This window comes from Leptolyngbya sp. O-77 (genome assembly GCF_001548395.1).
Lineage (GTDB): Bacteria > Cyanobacteriota > Cyanobacteriia > Elainellales > Elainellaceae > Thermoleptolyngbya.
Map to the genome: position 1 here is coordinate 3,811,995 of NZ_AP017367.1, position 15,870 is coordinate 3,827,864.

The 15,870-nt window shown below is 58.4% G+C and carries 13 protein-coding genes; 6 read left to right on the top strand and 7 right to left on the bottom strand.

Translation table 11 applies throughout. The annotated features are described in order from the left end of the window. Positions 1–84: 84 nt before the first annotated feature. Complete coding sequence (locus O77CONTIG1_RS16155) at positions 85–1,647, bottom strand: hypothetical protein (protein ID WP_068512530.1); 1,563 nt, start codon at positions 1,645–1,647, stop codon at positions 85–87. Between the two features lie 176 nt (positions 1,648–1,823). Between O77CONTIG1_RS16155 and O77CONTIG1_RS16160 the strand changes: the two genes are divergently transcribed. Next, positions 1,824–3,152 carry a DUF58 domain-containing protein gene (locus O77CONTIG1_RS16160; RefSeq protein ID WP_068512537.1) on the top strand — a complete coding sequence of 443 codons (1,329 nt, stop codon included), beginning with the start codon at positions 1,824–1,826 and terminating at the stop codon, positions 3,150–3,152. A gap of 107 nt (positions 3,153–3,259) precedes the next feature. Here the strand turns inward: O77CONTIG1_RS16160 and O77CONTIG1_RS16165 are convergent, their stop codons facing one another. After that, positions 3,260–3,517 (bottom strand): chlororespiratory reduction protein 7, encoded by a 258-nt coding sequence (locus tag O77CONTIG1_RS16165; RefSeq protein ID WP_068512539.1) that lies wholly within the window; start codon positions 3,515–3,517, stop codon positions 3,260–3,262. A gap of 14 nt (positions 3,518–3,531) precedes the next feature. Further along, the gene (gene pdhA, locus O77CONTIG1_RS16170) at positions 3,532–4,560 is read right to left on the bottom strand and encodes a pyruvate dehydrogenase (acetyl-transferring) E1 component subunit alpha (RefSeq protein ID WP_068512541.1); all 1,029 of its coding nucleotides are present in this window, start codon (positions 4,558–4,560) and stop codon (positions 3,532–3,534) included. Between the two features lie 1,144 nt (positions 4,561–5,704). Between pdhA and O77CONTIG1_RS16180 the strand changes: the two genes are divergently transcribed. Next, complete coding sequence (locus tag O77CONTIG1_RS16180) at positions 5,705–8,113, top strand: IMS domain-containing protein (RefSeq protein WP_084782746.1); 2,409 nt, start codon at positions 5,705–5,707, stop codon at positions 8,111–8,113. Between the two features lie 209 nt (positions 8,114–8,322). Continuing rightward, complete coding sequence (locus O77CONTIG1_RS16185; protein ID WP_068512546.1) at positions 8,323–9,390, top strand: AEC family transporter; 1,068 nt, start codon at positions 8,323–8,325, stop codon at positions 9,388–9,390. 85 nt (positions 9,391–9,475) lie between these two features. Here O77CONTIG1_RS16185 and O77CONTIG1_RS24725 read toward each other — a convergent pair whose 3' ends face one another. From O77CONTIG1_RS24725 to O77CONTIG1_RS26290, 3 genes are all read right to left on the bottom strand, one after another. Further along, on the bottom strand, positions 9,476–9,811 hold the full coding sequence (locus O77CONTIG1_RS24725; protein WP_156435360.1) for a hypothetical protein: 336 nt from the start codon (positions 9,809–9,811) through the stop codon (positions 9,476–9,478). Between the two features lie 652 nt (positions 9,812–10,463). Further along, the gene (locus O77CONTIG1_RS16195; RefSeq protein ID WP_286132358.1) at positions 10,464–10,862 is read right to left on the bottom strand and encodes a hypothetical protein; all 399 of its coding nucleotides are present in this window, start codon (positions 10,860–10,862) and stop codon (positions 10,464–10,466) included. Then, the gene (locus tag O77CONTIG1_RS26290; protein WP_225894820.1) at positions 10,855–11,037 is read right to left on the bottom strand and encodes a hypothetical protein; all 183 of its coding nucleotides are present in this window, start codon (positions 11,035–11,037) and stop codon (positions 10,855–10,857) included. The genes O77CONTIG1_RS16195 and O77CONTIG1_RS26290 overlap by 8 nt, the downstream gene beginning before the upstream one ends. 983 nt (positions 11,038–12,020) lie before the next feature. Between O77CONTIG1_RS26290 and O77CONTIG1_RS16200 the strand changes: the two genes are divergently transcribed. Then, positions 12,021–13,169: a hypothetical protein gene (locus O77CONTIG1_RS16200; RefSeq protein ID WP_068512555.1), complete on the top strand. Its 1,149-nt coding sequence runs from the start codon at positions 12,021–12,023 to the stop codon at positions 13,167–13,169. 62 nt (positions 13,170–13,231) lie between these two features. Further along, complete coding sequence (locus O77CONTIG1_RS16205; protein WP_068512560.1) at positions 13,232–14,326, top strand: sensor histidine kinase; 1,095 nt, start codon at positions 13,232–13,234, stop codon at positions 14,324–14,326. Between the two features lie 52 nt (positions 14,327–14,378). On the opposite strand, the gene O77CONTIG1_RS16210 is transcribed toward O77CONTIG1_RS16205, so the two are convergent. Further along, complete coding sequence (locus O77CONTIG1_RS16210; protein WP_068512565.1) at positions 14,379–14,618, bottom strand: hypothetical protein; 240 nt, start codon at positions 14,616–14,618, stop codon at positions 14,379–14,381. 402 nt (positions 14,619–15,020) lie between these two features. Between O77CONTIG1_RS16210 and O77CONTIG1_RS16215 the strand changes: the two genes are divergently transcribed. After that, positions 15,021–15,833 (top strand): ABC transporter ATP-binding protein, encoded by an 813-nt coding sequence (locus O77CONTIG1_RS16215; protein WP_084782748.1) that lies wholly within the window; start codon positions 15,021–15,023, stop codon positions 15,831–15,833. Positions 15,834–15,870: the final 37 nt, after the last annotated feature.

Consider the following 15,870-nt stretch of genomic DNA (forward strand, 5'->3'; position numbering starts at 1 on the left):
AAAATTTTAGCGCGTCTCCCTTCGCTGGGTGGATCGAGTCGTGCCTAAGGTTCCATTCGCAGACCCCGTTCTCGACAGGCTTGCCTATGGCAACCATCGCGGTCGCAGCCCCGCCACTGCGAGCGGCTGGGGGGCAACTTTTTGGGGATTGCCCGCTTCGTCGAGTTGCAGGGGCAAAAACCAGAGGCGACTGGTGGCGATCGCCCGTCCGTCGCTGCCCTGGGCGATGCCCTCCTCAGTGGTATCCGAGGCAGACACCACCTGGTCAAACAGCAGTCCCAATCCGTCTGGGGCCAGCGCGATTTGGATATCCCGCTGGATGGGTAGCTTCAGCAAGTCAGTCCGCTTTCCCGATTTCAGATTTATGGCCACGAGGTAGGGCTGTTCGACGTAAATATCCCCTGGCAGGCGGGTGGAAACCAGACAGTAGAGTAGCGAGTTTGTGGGATCAAACTGGGCGGTGAAAATAGAGCCGTCGGTGGTCAACAGTTCCTTTTCTTGCCCCTGATTGGTGACGAGAAAGAGCGATCGCGTCGGGTTCTGCGGGTCGCGGTTAAAACGCACCATCGCCGCCGCTGCGCCATCGTTGCTAAAGCTCAGTGCCACGCCATACTTTGGCAAAAAATCCAGCGGCTTTCCCTCTTCGGCTGCATCTTCCTCTGGCGTGAGCGACAGGATTGCCATGCCTTCGCCCTGGGCCATGGCTAGCGTTTTGCCGTCGGGGGCAATCACAAAGTCGCCGCCCGGTTCAGTCGGCACGGGCTTGGCAGGCTCACCTGGCTCGATCACCCACAACCCAAACTCGGCCGGATTTTGCCGATTCACCCGCTGCACGGCAATGCGCTGCCCGTCGGGCGACAGGTCAAATTTCAAATTCTGGTACTGATTGTCGCCCAGCACCAGTTGCACGATGCCCGCTGGCTGGGGGGAGCGATCGCCCTGCACTCGCTCTCCCGCTTTGATTTGGCTAATGGTGGGGGCGGGCGCTTCCGGCAGCAGCCCCGTGGTGACCGTGTAGAGGAACGGGCTGATATCGTCGGCGCGATGTTTGCGATCCACGGCCGAGAACAGGATGCGATCGCCCTCTGGATACGGCTCGTAGTCGAAAATACCCAAATCCGCTGGGGTGAGAATCGTCTTTTCGTCGCGGGTCAGGTTTTGCAGCACCAGCCGCCCTGCCTCTTCACCTTCGGCACCAAGATACACAAAGGCGCGATCGCGCGTCTGAAAAGTGCTTTCAAAGGGTTGCAGCAGGTTGGTATCCGTAGACTGATTGAAGCGATCCCGGGCCCCTTGAAGCCTCACTTGATATTGTGTTCCGTAGGGGGCTGGCGTGTCGAGTGTGTAGGCCATGCGCCGCCCCGCCCAGCTAATCTTGCCCGACAGCGGCGGCTCGATTCGCAAATTTTGCTCCACGCTCTGGCGATCCATCGGGCGGCTAAAGGTCATCAAAAACGCCCGGTCTTCTGCGCCCACCTGTCGCCCATCCCAGCTAAAGTCACGCACCCGTGGCGAAGCGTGATCGCCCCCCGCCAGCAGCAGCCCCGTCAGCACCAGCAGCACCACCATCATCAGCCAGGCCACCCGGTCAAGCGGCTGGAGCCAGCGAGCAGCAGAACCAGCAGAGGGAGCAGTGCGACGAGCCATACGCAAATCTAAAAATTCTAAAAGCGGAGCGAATCGACATTGCTTACCTTAGCAAATGACGGGGGGAGAAGCAGGCAGCGAAACCAGACGAGGTGCTGTGTTCGGTTCAGTGAGCAGAACGCGCTAGCTCAGCCGCACTTGAGGCATGATTGGAGACATGATTTCACTTTGAGTGTATGCTTCCTGCGGCGCGACTGTATCAACTCATCCTGGCTGGGACGGGGGCGGGACTGGCGATCGCCCTCCTCCTTTCCAGCCAGACTCGCCCCTCTGGGCTAGCGATCGCACTGGGGCTAACGCTGCTGTATGACGCGGTGGTGCTGGGGCTGGGCGTGGTGGATGCGCGGCGGGGGCGATCGCGGCGGGTGCAGGCGAGGCGGCAGCCGCTGGACAAGCTCTCGATTGGGCGCGACAATCCGGTGCATTTGACCATCACGGCGGGCAATGCGCCAGCGCTGGTGAAAATTCGAGACGACTACCCGGCAGACTTTGGCGGGCCACAGGTGGAAGAGACGCGGGCGATCGCCCCTCAAGAAACTCAGGAAATCACCTATACCGTTGTCCCAAAGCGGCGCGGAGCCTATGCCTGGGGCGACATTTATCTGCGGCAGCTTGGGCCGTGGGGGCTGGCGTGGCACGACTGGCACATTCCCCGGGCGGCTTCTGTGGCGGTTTATCCCGACCTGATCGGGCTGCGGGAGCTGTCGCTGCGGCTGACGCTGCAAACCAGCGGCAACATCCGCAAGGCGCGGCGCATGGGTATGGGCACCGAGTTTACGGAACTACGCGACTACAGCACGGGCGACGACCTGCGGTTTGTAGACTGGAAGGCGACGGCCCGCAAAAGTCGGCTGCTGGTGCGCGTGCTGGAGCCAGAGCAAGAGCAAACCCTGGTGATTTTGCTGGATCGGGGGCGGCTGATGACGGCGCAGGTGGCGGGGCTGGCGCGATTTGACTGGGCGCTGAATGCGGCACTGGCGCTGGCGCTGGCGGGGCTGCATCGGGGCGATCGCGTCGGGGTTGGGGTCTTCGATCGACAAATGCACGCCTGGATTTCGCCGGAGCGCGGCACACACCAGTTACCAAAACTGCTGGCTCAGCTCACGCCCATCGAGCCTGTATTCCAGGAGCCAGACTATCTCAGCGCCGTGACCACCGTCGCCCAGCGCCAGACCCGCCGCGCCCTCGTGGTGCTGCTGACCGATATTATTGACCAGACCGCTTCGGCTGAGCTATTCGGCGCGATGGCTCAGCTTGCGCCGCGCTATCTGCCGTTTTGCGTGGCCCTGCGCGATCGCCGCGTAGACGACCGAGCCAACCGCCCCGCCGAAGACGTGCAGTCCGCCTATAGCCGCGCCGTTGCTCTCGATCTGCTCGCCCAGCGTCAGCTTGCCCTGGCCAAGCTAAAACAGCGCGGCGTGCTAGTCCTGGATGCACCCGCCAATCAGATCAGCACGCAACTGGTCGATCGCTATCTCCAGCTCAAAGCCCGAAATCTCCTATAGTCGGGTATGGTCGGGCTGATAGTCGGGACTGTATTGATCCTAGATTTTGGATTTGCGATTTTGGACTGCTAGTCGAGCGTCTGCGGGGCTTCCAGTAACTTCACTCGTTACTTCTCCAACCGCACTGCATACCATTGCAAAAACTGCCCCGGCCCGATGTCTAGTTCGCAGGCGGTGTCGAGCAAGTGACGCGCTTGCGCTGCCGACGTGGGAATGTTTTGCAATTCGCGGGGCAGGCTATCCTGCATGGTCTCTAGCACCGATGCCAGCTTCTGCAACAGTTCCTCGGCGGTGAGGAATTGTTCTGGCTGGTTGGTTTCCAGCACGACGAACGCATCCTCTCGAAACATGATCGGGTCGGGCATGGGAGAGTTGGGTTTTAGTCTTCTGCAAAGACGTACTTATACAAATCAGCAGGATTTGGCTCAGGGCTTTCCAGCGCAAACTGAACTGCGTCTTCCACAGTTGCCTGAATCTTGCGGTCAATCGCCTTCAGTTCCTCATCCGTCGCCAGGTTTTGCTCAATCAAGTGGGCCGCGAGGCGCTTGATCGGGTCACGGGCAAACCAGAACTCCTTCTCTGCCTTGGAGCGGAGTTCGTCAGGGTCGGCGAGGGAGTGCCCCCGGAAGCGGTAGGTGAGCGCTTCGATCAGGGTGGGGCCTTCGCCTGCGCGGGCCCGGGCGATCGCCTCTTGGGCCACAGCCCGCACCGCCAACACGTCCATCCCATCGACCTCCACGCCCACCATGTCAAACACGCTGGCTTTTTTGTAAATTTCTGGCTGCGATGTCGCGCGGTCGTGGGCCATGCCGATCGCCCACTTATTGTTTTCCACCACAAACAGGATTGGCAACTTCCACAGCGCCGCCATGTTCAGGCATTCAAAAAACTGACCGTTGTTGCTTGCGCCATCCCCAAAGAAGCAGGCCGTCACCTGATCTGCCGATTCGTCCCCTAGCGCTTCGCGGCGATATTTGGTCTGAAACGCTGCGCCCGTCGCCACGGGAATACCCTCTGCCACAAACGCATAGCCACCCAGCAGGTTATGCTCTGCCGAAAACAGGTGCATCGAGCCGCCGCGCCCTTTGCTGCATCCGGTCACCTTGCCAAATAGCTCTGCCATCACCTCGCGGGCAGGCACGCCTGCACTCAGCGCATGGACGTGGTCGCGGTAGGTGCTGCACACGTAGTCATCGCTCCGCATGGACTTGATCACCCCGGACGATACTGCTTCTTGCCCGTTGTAGAGGTGAACGAAGCCAAACATCTTGCCCCGATAATACATCTCGGCGCACTTGTCTTCAAAGGTGCGTCCCAGCACCATGTCTTCGTAGACCACCAGCCCATCTTCCCGGCTGATCTGGGAAGGGCTAGCGGAAAAGGCGGGCAATACACGTTCCTGAACCATGAGACTGTCCTATGGGGTCGAGAAGGATGGGGCGAGGGCGATCGCCCCTACTGAAAAGCTTGGCAAACCCAAACTGGCACGTACAAGCCAGCGGGTAAATCTGGGAAAAGCAGCTATGGCTATTAAAATACCTGAGCGACCTATTCGCCAAATGCCACTGCCAAATGCCGCTGCCAGAAACCAGCGCCAGAAACCCAAGGGCCGTCAGCTTGCCAAATGGCTTGGATCTCCGCCAATGGCTTGACTTGCCCAGTAACAAATCGTAACAGGAATTCGGTTGCCTACACTAAACTGGATGCTGGTTTTGTTTGCACCGGAGGTTCGCGTTGTTAGATACGGCGGAATATTTAGATACGGCGGAATATTCGGATACAGCGGAATATTCGGATACAGCAAAATATAATGTCGCGAACCTTAACCTTTTCCTTCACTGACAAATGCAGGGGTTTACGTGAAACTATAGGGACTGGAAACTATAGGGACTGGCACTGGATCGGGTGCATCGGTGTATCAGGGTGCATGGGCCGTCAATGAAGTTTGTACAGAAGTTTGCACAAAATTCGCATAATGCCAAAAACCTGTGGCATTTTTCTGGGTTTTTTGTATGCTGATGAGTAAATTTTGTCGCAGGAGTCGCTACCCGACGCAGTTTGCGAAGAGAGGATGACTGGGATAAGAGAGATTGACGTAGCCTGGACTGGCTTGATTCATCGCAGAACTCGAACCAGGACTTGGGTTCGGAGGACACGTTGAGGTTGCTCATCCAGCAGTTAATGCTGATAATAGGTGTCCGCCTGTAAACAGATGTCCGCCTGAAGATGTCCGCCTGATGAGCCTGCCCAATGGAGTAGTGCCAAGAATATGCAGGGTCAGAGGGGTTTACGAAATGTGCTTCTACCTGCACGGGGTTTTGTTGAGCATGGGTTGAGTTGTTGTAGGTGAATCGTTGCTTGATAGCCTCTTAGTTCAGTTTGCTGAACTTAGAAACTGCTTTTAGAAGCTGCTTTGGGAGCCTGGATTTGGCAAATGCTAAAGCCTGTTGGAAGTTAGTCTGGCTGATCTTACAAGGCTACGTGATGCCGCCTGCTGGCATGGGTCGATTTAGAAAATGTCTTGATAACGTTGAGTTTTGGGGAAGTGGGCCGTGAGAATTCCGCTTGATTACTACCGCATTTTGGGGCTACCTATTCAGGCAACGGCTGACCAGCTTCAGCAGGCCCACCGCGATCGCACGCAGCAGCTTCCCCGACGCGAATATTCCGAAGCGGCGATCGCCTCTCGCAAGCAGCTTCTGGACGAGGCCTACGCTGCCCTGTCGAACCCGGAGCAGCGCCGCGCCTACGATGCCACCTTTCTCGCCAGCACCTACGAACCGACGGGCGATCGCTTTGCCAGCGCCGACTCGGGGGCGATCGCCCTGGAAACCGAGGCAGACCCCTACGCCCCCAGCATCGACATCGACGACCGCCAGTTGGTCGGGGCGCTGCTGATCCTGCTGGAGTTGGGAGAGTACGAACTGGTGCTGAAGCTGGGGCATCCCTACCTATCTAATAGCGCCTTCAGCGGCAGCGCGGGCCGCAGTGCCCAGGCCGATATTGCCCGGTCGGATGTCGTGCTGACGCTTGCCTTCGCCTATTTGGAACTAGGCCGCGAACAGTGGCAGCAAGGACAGTACGAAAGCGCTGCCGAATCCCTTGAAGCGGGACAGGAACTGCTGCTGCGGGAGGGCATGTTTGCCGGAGTGCGCGGCGAAATGCAGTCCGACCTCTACAAGCTACGCCCCTACCGCATTCTAGAACTGCTGGCACTGCCCGAAGCCCACGAGATTGAGCGGGGCCAGGGCATGAACCTGCTGCGCGATATGCTGCAAGATCGCGGCGGCATCGACGGCACCGGCGACGACCGCTCTGGGCTAAATGTGGAAGATTTTTTGCGGTTTATGCAGCAACTCCGGGGCTACCTCACCGCCGCCGAGCAGCATGCCCTGTTTGAGGTCGAAGCCCGTCGCCCGTCGGCTGTGGCGACCTACCTGGCAGTGTATGCCCTGCTGGCCCGCGGCTTTGCCTATCGCCAGCCCGCCCTGATTCGTCGGGCCAAGCAAATGCTGATGCGTCTGGGCACGCGCCAGGATGTGTATCTGGAGCAGGCAGTGTGCGCCCTGCTGCTGGGGCAAACAGAAGAAGCCACCCGCGCCCTAGAACGCAGCCAGGAGCATGATTCCCTAACCTTCATTCGCGAACATTCCCAAGGCTCACCCGACCTGCTGCCGGGGCTGTGTCTCTACGGCGAACGCTGGCTGCAAAACGAGGTGTTCCCCCATTTCCGCGACTTGGCCCAGCAGCGGGCATCCCTGAAGGATTATTTTGCCGACGACCAGGTGCAGGCATATCTAGAAGAACTGCCCAGCGAACCGGACACAGCTCAATGGGAGTCGGCTCCGGCTCCAGTGGGCAGCACGACCACGCCCTTTGCCCGTCGGGCGACTGTGCCCCAAAGCCGCTATGACCAGTCCAGCACGGCAGGTAATGGACTCGGCATGGGTGGCACGGCGACGCTAGAGCCTGCGGCCGCCGCCTACACTGCCACAAGCGGCACTTCAGCCGTTCCAACGGCCGAGCGTGTGTCCCAGATGTCTCCTTCGGGACGGCTGACCCCGGGGGACGGCGGCGGGCGATCGCCCCGGACTTCCTTCAGCGACAGCAGCCGCCGCACCGCCACCTCGCTGCCCAGCAGTTCCGGTGGCGGGGGCATCACGCTGCGGCTGGATCGGCTGATGCTGCTGCTGGCGCTGGGCGTGCTGAGCTTGGGACTCCTGTGGCTCTTGTTTAGCTGGGTGGCCCGTTCGTTCAACAGCGGCCCGGTGCTGGAGGGCGAACAGCTCAGCATCAGCCTTGCAGAACCCGTCGTTCCAATTCCCGAAGAAACGGAGCCGTCGCCCTCCCCTGCTGACCCCAGCGCCCCCCTCACGGCTGAGTCTGGGAAGACACTAGTCGAAACTTGGCTGCGGGCGAAATCTGCCGCAATGGGCAGCAGCTACGACACCAGCCAGCTTGGTCAAATCCTGGCAGATCCCATGCTGTCGCAGTGGCGCAGCAACTCCGAGGCAGCGCGACTGGCGGGCGAACCCCTGACCTACACCCACCAGGTGCAGCAGGTCAATGTGTTGCCTCCGACCGCTTCTAGCAGCACCGACGAAGCCCAGATTGACGCGGTGGTGGTGGAAAACGGCGAAACCCTAAATGTCCGCTACTACCTGACGCGCCAAGGGGGACAGTGGCGGATTCGCAGTAATGAAATTTTGCCCGATGGGCCGCTAGAGAGCATGACCACCAATGAATCCTCTGACCCGGCCAGCAACCCTGCTGCGTTGCCCATGACTTCTCCAGGCTTGCAGCCTGCGCCCTCCCCTACGCTGCCCCAAAACTCCGGCCCTAGCCCGCTCCCCGAAGGTTCCTTGCCTGCACCAGGCAGCGCGGTTCCCGGTGCGCCCAATGCCGCTCCTGCGGGGAGTGGGACTTCTGGCAGAATCGATCCGGCAGATGCCAGTAATTAGGGTTCGTAAGGCATTTCGGTGAGGCATTTCGGTGAGGCATTTCGGTCAGGCATTTCGGTCAGGCATTTCGGTCAGGCATTGAGATGCATTCAAGTCATAATCTGGCTAATGACCGGGGTATAAGTGCGGGCTGGCTTGGCGAATGGCGGCTGTTCCCGTAAAGTACCCAGTAGTCGAAGGCGCTGATTGCTGACACTCTGGTGCTGAAAATGTCTGATACGCTGCTCCACGCCTATGGGCCGCTGATCTTTTGGACGGGGCTGGGGCTGCTGTCCTGTTCGCTCTTGCCCGATTCGCTGCCGCGCGTGCTGGGGCGCGGTCTGTATTGGGTGGGTGTGCCCGTGCAAATTTTTACGCTGGCCCGGCAGACGGATTTTTCGTCTCAGGTGGGGCTGGCTCCGCTGGTGGTCGTCTTGGCGCTAGTGGGCGGGCTGGGTGTTGCCTGGGGGACGCTGCAAGGGCTTCGCTGGCTTGAGCAAGGGCGATCGCCCTTGAATCCACTCGTCCCAAATCTACCCACCGTCATCCCCAGCGTCTCTAATTCTGCCGCAAGCGCGACCCCGCTAACGGCGGCTCCAATGCTTGAGGAGCCAGTTGCAGCACGCCCGGTCGAGTCCAGTTGGGAAGATTCGGCGCGGCGCGGCAGCTTCCTCGTGTCTGCGGTGCTAGGCAACACTGGCTTTGTGGGACTGGCGATCGCCCCCAGTCTGATTTCCGAGCCTTACCTAGGCTGGCTAGTGTTCTACAGCGTTACACAGAACGTGGTCGGCACCTACGGACTGGGCGTGTGGCTGGCGAGCATTTATGGGCGATCGCACGGCGGCAAAGCCTGGTGGGTTCACCTGCGCGATGTGCTGACCGTGCCATCGCTGTGGGCCTTTGGGCTGGGAATGCTGACGCGGACGATTGCACTACCGTCTGGCGTGGACGCAGTGCTGCATGGAGCGCTATGGTGGGTGATTATTCCTGCGGCGCTGCTGCTGATGGGGCTGCGGCTGCGGCAAATTCACGGCTGGCGTAGCCTCAAGGGGGCGATCGCCCCAGCATTGCTCAAGGTCATGGTGCTGCCCGTTGGGGTGGCCGGACTAGCCACGCTGCTGGGCCTGTCTGCCGAGCCAAGATTGGCGCTGGTGCTGATGTCGGGAATGCCGACAGCCTTTGCCGGACTCATTCTGGCTGAAGAATACGACCTCGAGCGTGAGCTGATCGCCAGCAGCATTGTCCTCACAACGGCCATGCTGCTGTTTACTATCCCGGTGTGGCTGCTCCTTAGATAACCCAGATAGCAATAACCCAGATAGCAATAACCCAGATAGCGATAACCCAAAAGCCAACCTGGGTTCGGCAGCCCAGCACCCAGCGCTAGAAGGATCTCGGCAGCAGCGATGGCGCTTCCCCAGCCGCCGCCGCCACAGGCTCCAGTTCTGGCCGGGGGGCTTCGTCTACAAACATCTCAACCAGTAGGGCAATGGGCTGAGGTTCTGGAAGAACGAGCGGCGGGCAATGAATCACCTGCTCGACCTCCGCCACCGCAGCGGCGATCGCCACTGGCAAAAACTGTGGCTGCGCCATCGGGCAAGCGTCCCAAGCGCCCTGCACAGGAACCCCCAAGAGTTGGCAATGGCCGCCGCGTCGCCCCTCAATGTGGTAATGGGCACAACGACGGCAAGAAGAAATGCTGTGATGTAAATCATCCATTTCGAGAGGAGCGGTAAAGGAGAGCAAAGACCGGATCTTCTCTACTATTCTGAGTCAACAAATTTGGTCAAAAATCATCAGAAAAACGTTGCTTTGTAGAGCAGGCAACCGTTTCAGCGATCCCAAAGAAAAGTAAGTATTTAGATTGTTTTTAGCTTCAGATTCTGAGAGATCTCTAAATTTAGAATTCCCCTGATTCAAGCAAGCACACCAATAAACCCCGTAGTTTTGCTTAAAACTGAGCGGGGATCACGAGGAAATGAGACGTGTATGAGACAAAAATGATTTTTCTTGAATGCCTTTAAGAATTGAAAATAATAGTTTTAGAACTGTAAGCAAAAGCAAAAATAGAAGACTATTGAGGCTTAAGTGGCAGGCTAATAAAACTGCTTCTCACTATAGAACGACAAGAAGATAGACGATGGGCGATCGCCACAAAGCAGCCTTGAAAGCATCGACTCAACCATCCCAAAGCTGCAATTGGCAGGCTGCCTGAACTGACCTGCCTGGACTGACTTGCCTGGACTGACCTGCCTTGAACCTGTACTTCAGCGCATACCTGCTCGCTTAAAGGCTAGCAGCCCTCCGCAAAGACCGTTACGGTGAAACTACTGTGAAATGATCGTGAAATTACGGTGTTACGATTGCGGGTTTACCACTGCTTGACCGCACACAGCCCACAGCAAGACCAGCGCTCAAGTTCTCCCTGGGGGGTGGGGCACTGACAGCGGGGACACAGCGGCATCTGAGCCGTGCGCGATCGCATCTGGTTGGCCCAAGCACGAAAGGCTGATTCGGGGTCTGTGGGTTGAGCAGCCGCGCCGTGGGGAAGGTGATCGCCCGGTGGCCTGTCCAGTCGGCTGGGGTGTTCGCGCCAAACCCGTGCTGATTCGGTTTGCAACTCGGCCGGGCTGTGGAGCGATCGCCGATGCCACCAGGTCGTAGAAAAGCGGATATCGGTAATGCGGTAGGGCAATCTGGCATTCAGCTTTTCTAAAATGCGGAGTCGCTCAAACATCAGCGTTTGCACACCCAAGGGGGAGCTAGACACGCCCACCTGAAGCACCCCCGCTTGTAGGGCCCAAGGGCGAGTCTGGGCTGCCCACCCGCCGGGCCGACCAGCTCTGGGCCAGACCCGCGAGAATCTGCTGGATCTGTCGGTGCGATCGCCAGGATGGCTGCCGATCCAGGGCACCTAAAACACGCTGGAGAGATTGAAACGTCATGAGCAACGAGTTTTGTAGATAGTGAGTGCAACAAAGGGTGATTCCTTAATTACAATTCCAAATAATCACAATGCTAAATAGCTGTTTTGAACGAGAATTATAGACAGTCAGGGTGCGCTGTGATTTGGCGCGTGATTGAGATTAATTAAGATACACTGAGCTTCTATCAACCTCTACGGGGCGGCTGGGCGCTGTGTTGACTTAGCCCTAATACAGCATTTTCTTGCGAGGTGAGGCACACGCTGCCCTCACGAGGCAAGGGCTTATTGACCATCCGTGTGCCTCACTAGCTTCAAAAATGCTGTAGCTGATTTAGCCGTGTATGCAAAGCCCTGCATCTAAGCCCCCATGACAAGGCCCTATGCATAAAGCCCCATGCATGAAGTCCTATATCGAACCCGAGATTCTTCGCTAGAATTTCCTCGGTTGCCTGTTACTGGGCGGCTCCTGGCCTTGTCGAAAGACTGGCTTCAGGATAGCCTAATCGCCGGGAGATGTTTGAGCAGAACTGATTTAGATTGATATTGATTTAGATTGATTTGGACAGGATTGCTTTACAACGATACTGAACGGTACTGAGTAGCCACCGTTTCATTAACATAATCGCTACTTAAACTTAGCCTTGGCAGGAGTTCTGCGATGCGTCGCTCACCCGCTACCCCGTCCCAATCTAGCCCCTCTACGTCGCTGCATCCAGCGCTGCAAGCTATTTTTGAAAATCTGGATTTGCGACTCGAAGATGAGCTAGCCCGCTATCGTCGTCAGCAAGCTCGTCGGGGCGTTGCACCTACGCTTCAGGGCAATCGACGAGCAGACTATCTGGCGACTGAGGCTGAAGCGCGATCGCTCCCAGCAAGATGGAACGAGTCATCCAGGGGTGCTGCTGAGTCTCGCCCCGATCTCTGGCTTGCGCCAGACGCAGCCAGGAATACCGATTCGCATCGCCCATTGCCAGATCTGGGGTATGCCCCTGAGCCACAAGTTTGCCCAGAACTGCTGCTGGGTGGGGCGATCGCCCCTCAAATGGCTCCCCCTACGGCGGATTATGGTGCAGTTCCGCTGCATCCTCAGCATGGGCCAAGACCTATACCCCACCCGCCGAACCAGCGGCCGAGCCAGACAATTATCTGGAATCCTCTGAGTATCTGCTGCGGAATCTAGCAGAAGACGAGCGCGACTTGCGGGCCAGCCAGCAAGAGCCAGGAATGCTGCAAAGCTTGCTCACGCCACTGGGCATCGGGTCGATGATTTTGCTGCTACTGTCGAGCCTTAGCTTTGGCTATCTCGTGATGAATCCGGCTGGATTGAGCGTCATTGGTCTGGGCGAAGCGGCTCGCAGGACGGCAGACAGCTCTACGCCAGGGGCAAATGTGGGCGCAGACGGCTCCCTAGCAGCGGACGCAGGGACTAGGAACAGCGGCATTTCTCCCGATTTGTCTGCTCAAGAGTTCCCTGAGGTCAATCTGGATACCCTGAGTACGCTTCCCAGCGGGCGCACTGCCATTCTGGAACCCTCGGCTGAAGCTGATTCATCGGCCGAGCCGCCCGTTCTGTCGGGTTCACCGCTCCCCGCAGAGGCTCCAACTGCTCCAGCCGAAGCTTCCACAACCGAGCCTGTTGCACCGGCCCCACCTGCTGCTAGAAGCACACCTTCTAGCCCAACCCCTCCTCACCCCGCCAGCCGAACCAGTGCTCCGGCCCGTTCTCAACCTGCCGCCAGTTCCCGCCCTGCCGCCAGTTCCCGCAGCGAGAGCCGTCCTGCTGCCACCGCTGTCGCACCAGCGCCCCGTGCTAGTGCCTCCAATCCCGTCAGCCGATCAGCCGAGCTAGCCCCGCGTCCTGCGCCCCGTGCTGAGCCTGCTGCACCTCAGGACGTGGCTACTGCGCCCCGCCAGCCTGCGATCGCCCCGACCCCGGCCGCTGCTTCGGCAAATCGCTACTATGTGGTAGTAGACTTCAGCGGCGATCGCAGCCTAGAGCAAGCCCGCGAACTGGTCGGCGATGCCTGGGTTCGCAACTTCGACAACGGCGCAAAAATCCAGCTTGGCGTATTTGGCGATGCCGCTAGCGCCCGCGACCTGGCCGCCTCGCTCCAGCAGCAGGGACTTCCCGCTCAGGTCTACCAGCCCTAAGCCTCTAGCCCTAAGCCTTCCAGCCCCACTCTGATCGCGTCTCATCCAAATCCCCACACGGCATGGCCAAGCCTGATCTGCGATCGCGCCTCTTCCTCTCTCACTTTGCCGTGATGCTGGTGGGTTTGGTGACGCTGACGGTGATTGGCAAGGTGTCATCACCCCGCTTTTTTGTAGTTTATCTCCAGCACATCGAAGGGCGCGTCATCAGCATTCGCACCCTGCGAACCGAGCTAGTGCGCGGCTTTGAGTTTGCCTGGAGCCGGGGCGCACTCTGGTCAATGGCACTGGGAGCCAGTGCTGCCGGAGCGCTCAGCTATCTGGTGGCCAAGCGGATCGTGCAGCCGCTAATCCAGATGGAAGAGATTACGCAGAAATTTGCCGCCGGAAAACTCGACGAGCGGGTTCCCGCCAGCGAAATCCCAGAACTCAACCAGCTTGCTGCCAGCTTTAACCGAATGGCGGCTGACCTCCAAGGGGTCGAGCAGCGCCGCCGCGACCTAGTGACCGACCTGACCCATGAACTGCGAACGCCACTGACGGTGCTGGAGGGCTATCTGGAAGGGCTGTCAGACGGAACGATTGCCCCAACTCCAGAAGTTTACGAACTGCTAGGCAAAGAAACCGTGCGAATGCGCCGCCTAGTCAACGATTTGCAAGAGCTGTCCAAGATTGAAACGGGCTATTTGCCCATCGATGCACAGCAGATGGATCTGTATCCGCTGCTGACTTCGGTGGTGCAGCGCTTTTCAGATCAGCTTTTGACCGGCGACGGCCCGCTGATCAGCCTGGAATATCCGCCGGAAACGCCGCTGGTGCTGGCCGATGCGGGGCGGGTCGAGCAGATCCTTGTGAACTTGCTGAGCAATGCATTGCGCTATACGCCTGTCGGCAAAATTACGCTCCAGGTCTGGCATACCGAAACCCACGCCTGGATTGCTGTGAGCGACACGGGCCAGGGCATCGCGCCCGAAGACCTGCCCCACGTCTTTGAGCGGTTTTGGCGGGCCGATCGCTCCCGCAATCGCCACTCTGGCGGCACGGGACTGGGGCTGGCCATTTCCCAGCGGCTGGTGCAGCTTCAGGGGGGCGAGATCGAGGTGGAAAGCGAAGTGGGCAAGGGCAGCACGTTCCGATTTTCGCTCCCGCTTGCCTGAGCCGAGTCCTAAACTGAGTCGGGCTGGAAAATCCCCAATCCCAAAATCACCCTCAGCCCCAATCCCGCACCAGCTCGCCGCTACTTAGCTTGTCCCAGATTAGGGTTTGCACCATTTCCATCTCTTCTGGACTCACAATGTGGTCATGATTGATGATCTGCTGAATTCGGTCTTGTTCGTCTGCGGTTAGCACGCCATCCGCGATCGCCCCTTCGATCACGGCCTTGAGGTGATCCAGATTTGCCAAATCTTCGCGAGTCAGCGGTTTTGCGTTCGGACGCTCGACTTTCATCAGAACTTACCTCGTGAGGATGCAGAGTGTAGCTTTACCCTATCGGCGGGATCACAGCCGCCCCAAATTTCACCAAATCTTTTAATAACCTCTAGCTACTGGGGCGGCGGTGAATGATCAAGCAGGCGATCGCCCTAATGCCAGGTGCAATTTGCGCTGCCTTGAACTGCCACAAACTTGCCGGATGCTGAAGCGGGCAAGAGTAGAGTATTATCAGCCTTGGAAAGCCACGTCTTTAAGATTGGCTTTAGATTTAGCCATTGGTCGGTCTCAAAGCGCTCGAATGCTTCGACAGAGTATGTTCCAGGCATAGGGCGATCGCCCTCTGGCAACATAGCATTCAGGAAGCGCAATCTTACAAAGAGAAGAGAGCGCCGTTCGTTTACAGCCTGCGGATGTGTCATGCAAGAACCGGTTATCAGCTTTGATCAGGTTTACAAGTCCTACCCGATGTATCACCACGTCCGGGGAGTCAAAAACCTGATGTTCAACTTTCCCCATAACCTGAAAGCACTCCGCAGACAGCAGTTTGAAGCGCTCAACAATATCAGCTTTGAGGTTTATCGCGGCGAAAAGTTCGGCATTGTGGGCTATAACGGCGCAGGCAAAAGCACCACGCTGGGATTGATCGCAGGGGTGCTAAAGCCCAGCAGCGGGCACGTGGTGGTGCGCGGGCGCATTTCACCGCTGCTGGCGCTGGGAACGGGCTTTCATCCAGAGCTAACGGGCCGCGAGAATATTTTGCTCAACGGCGTGCTGCTGGGGCTGACCCGCCGCGAGGTGAAAGCGCGGCTAGAGGAAATTATCGAGTTTTCAGAACTGGGCGATTTTATTGAGCGGCCGATTCGCACCTATTCTACGGGCATGATGGCGCGGCTGGGCTTTTCGGTGGTGGCACACCTCGACCCAGAGATTTTGCTGATCGACGAGGTGCTGGGCGTGGGCGACATCCGCTTTCAGCAAAAGTGCATTAACAAAATGGCGGAGTTTCGCGACAGCGGCGTAACGATTGTGCTGGTGAGCCATTCTATGACGAGCGTTTCGGAAATTTGCGATCGCGCGCTGTGGATTCAAGACCACCATGTGAAAATGATCGGCAGCGCCACCGAGGTCGCCGAAGCCTATACCGCTGCCGCCCAGCTTGACATCGCCGCCGCGGGGAAACGCATCAATCGCCGCAAGCTTTCAGAAAAGGTCAGCGGGCCGCTGTTCTAGCCCGGCCTGGTTTTGGCTGGTCTGGTTTCGGCTGGAC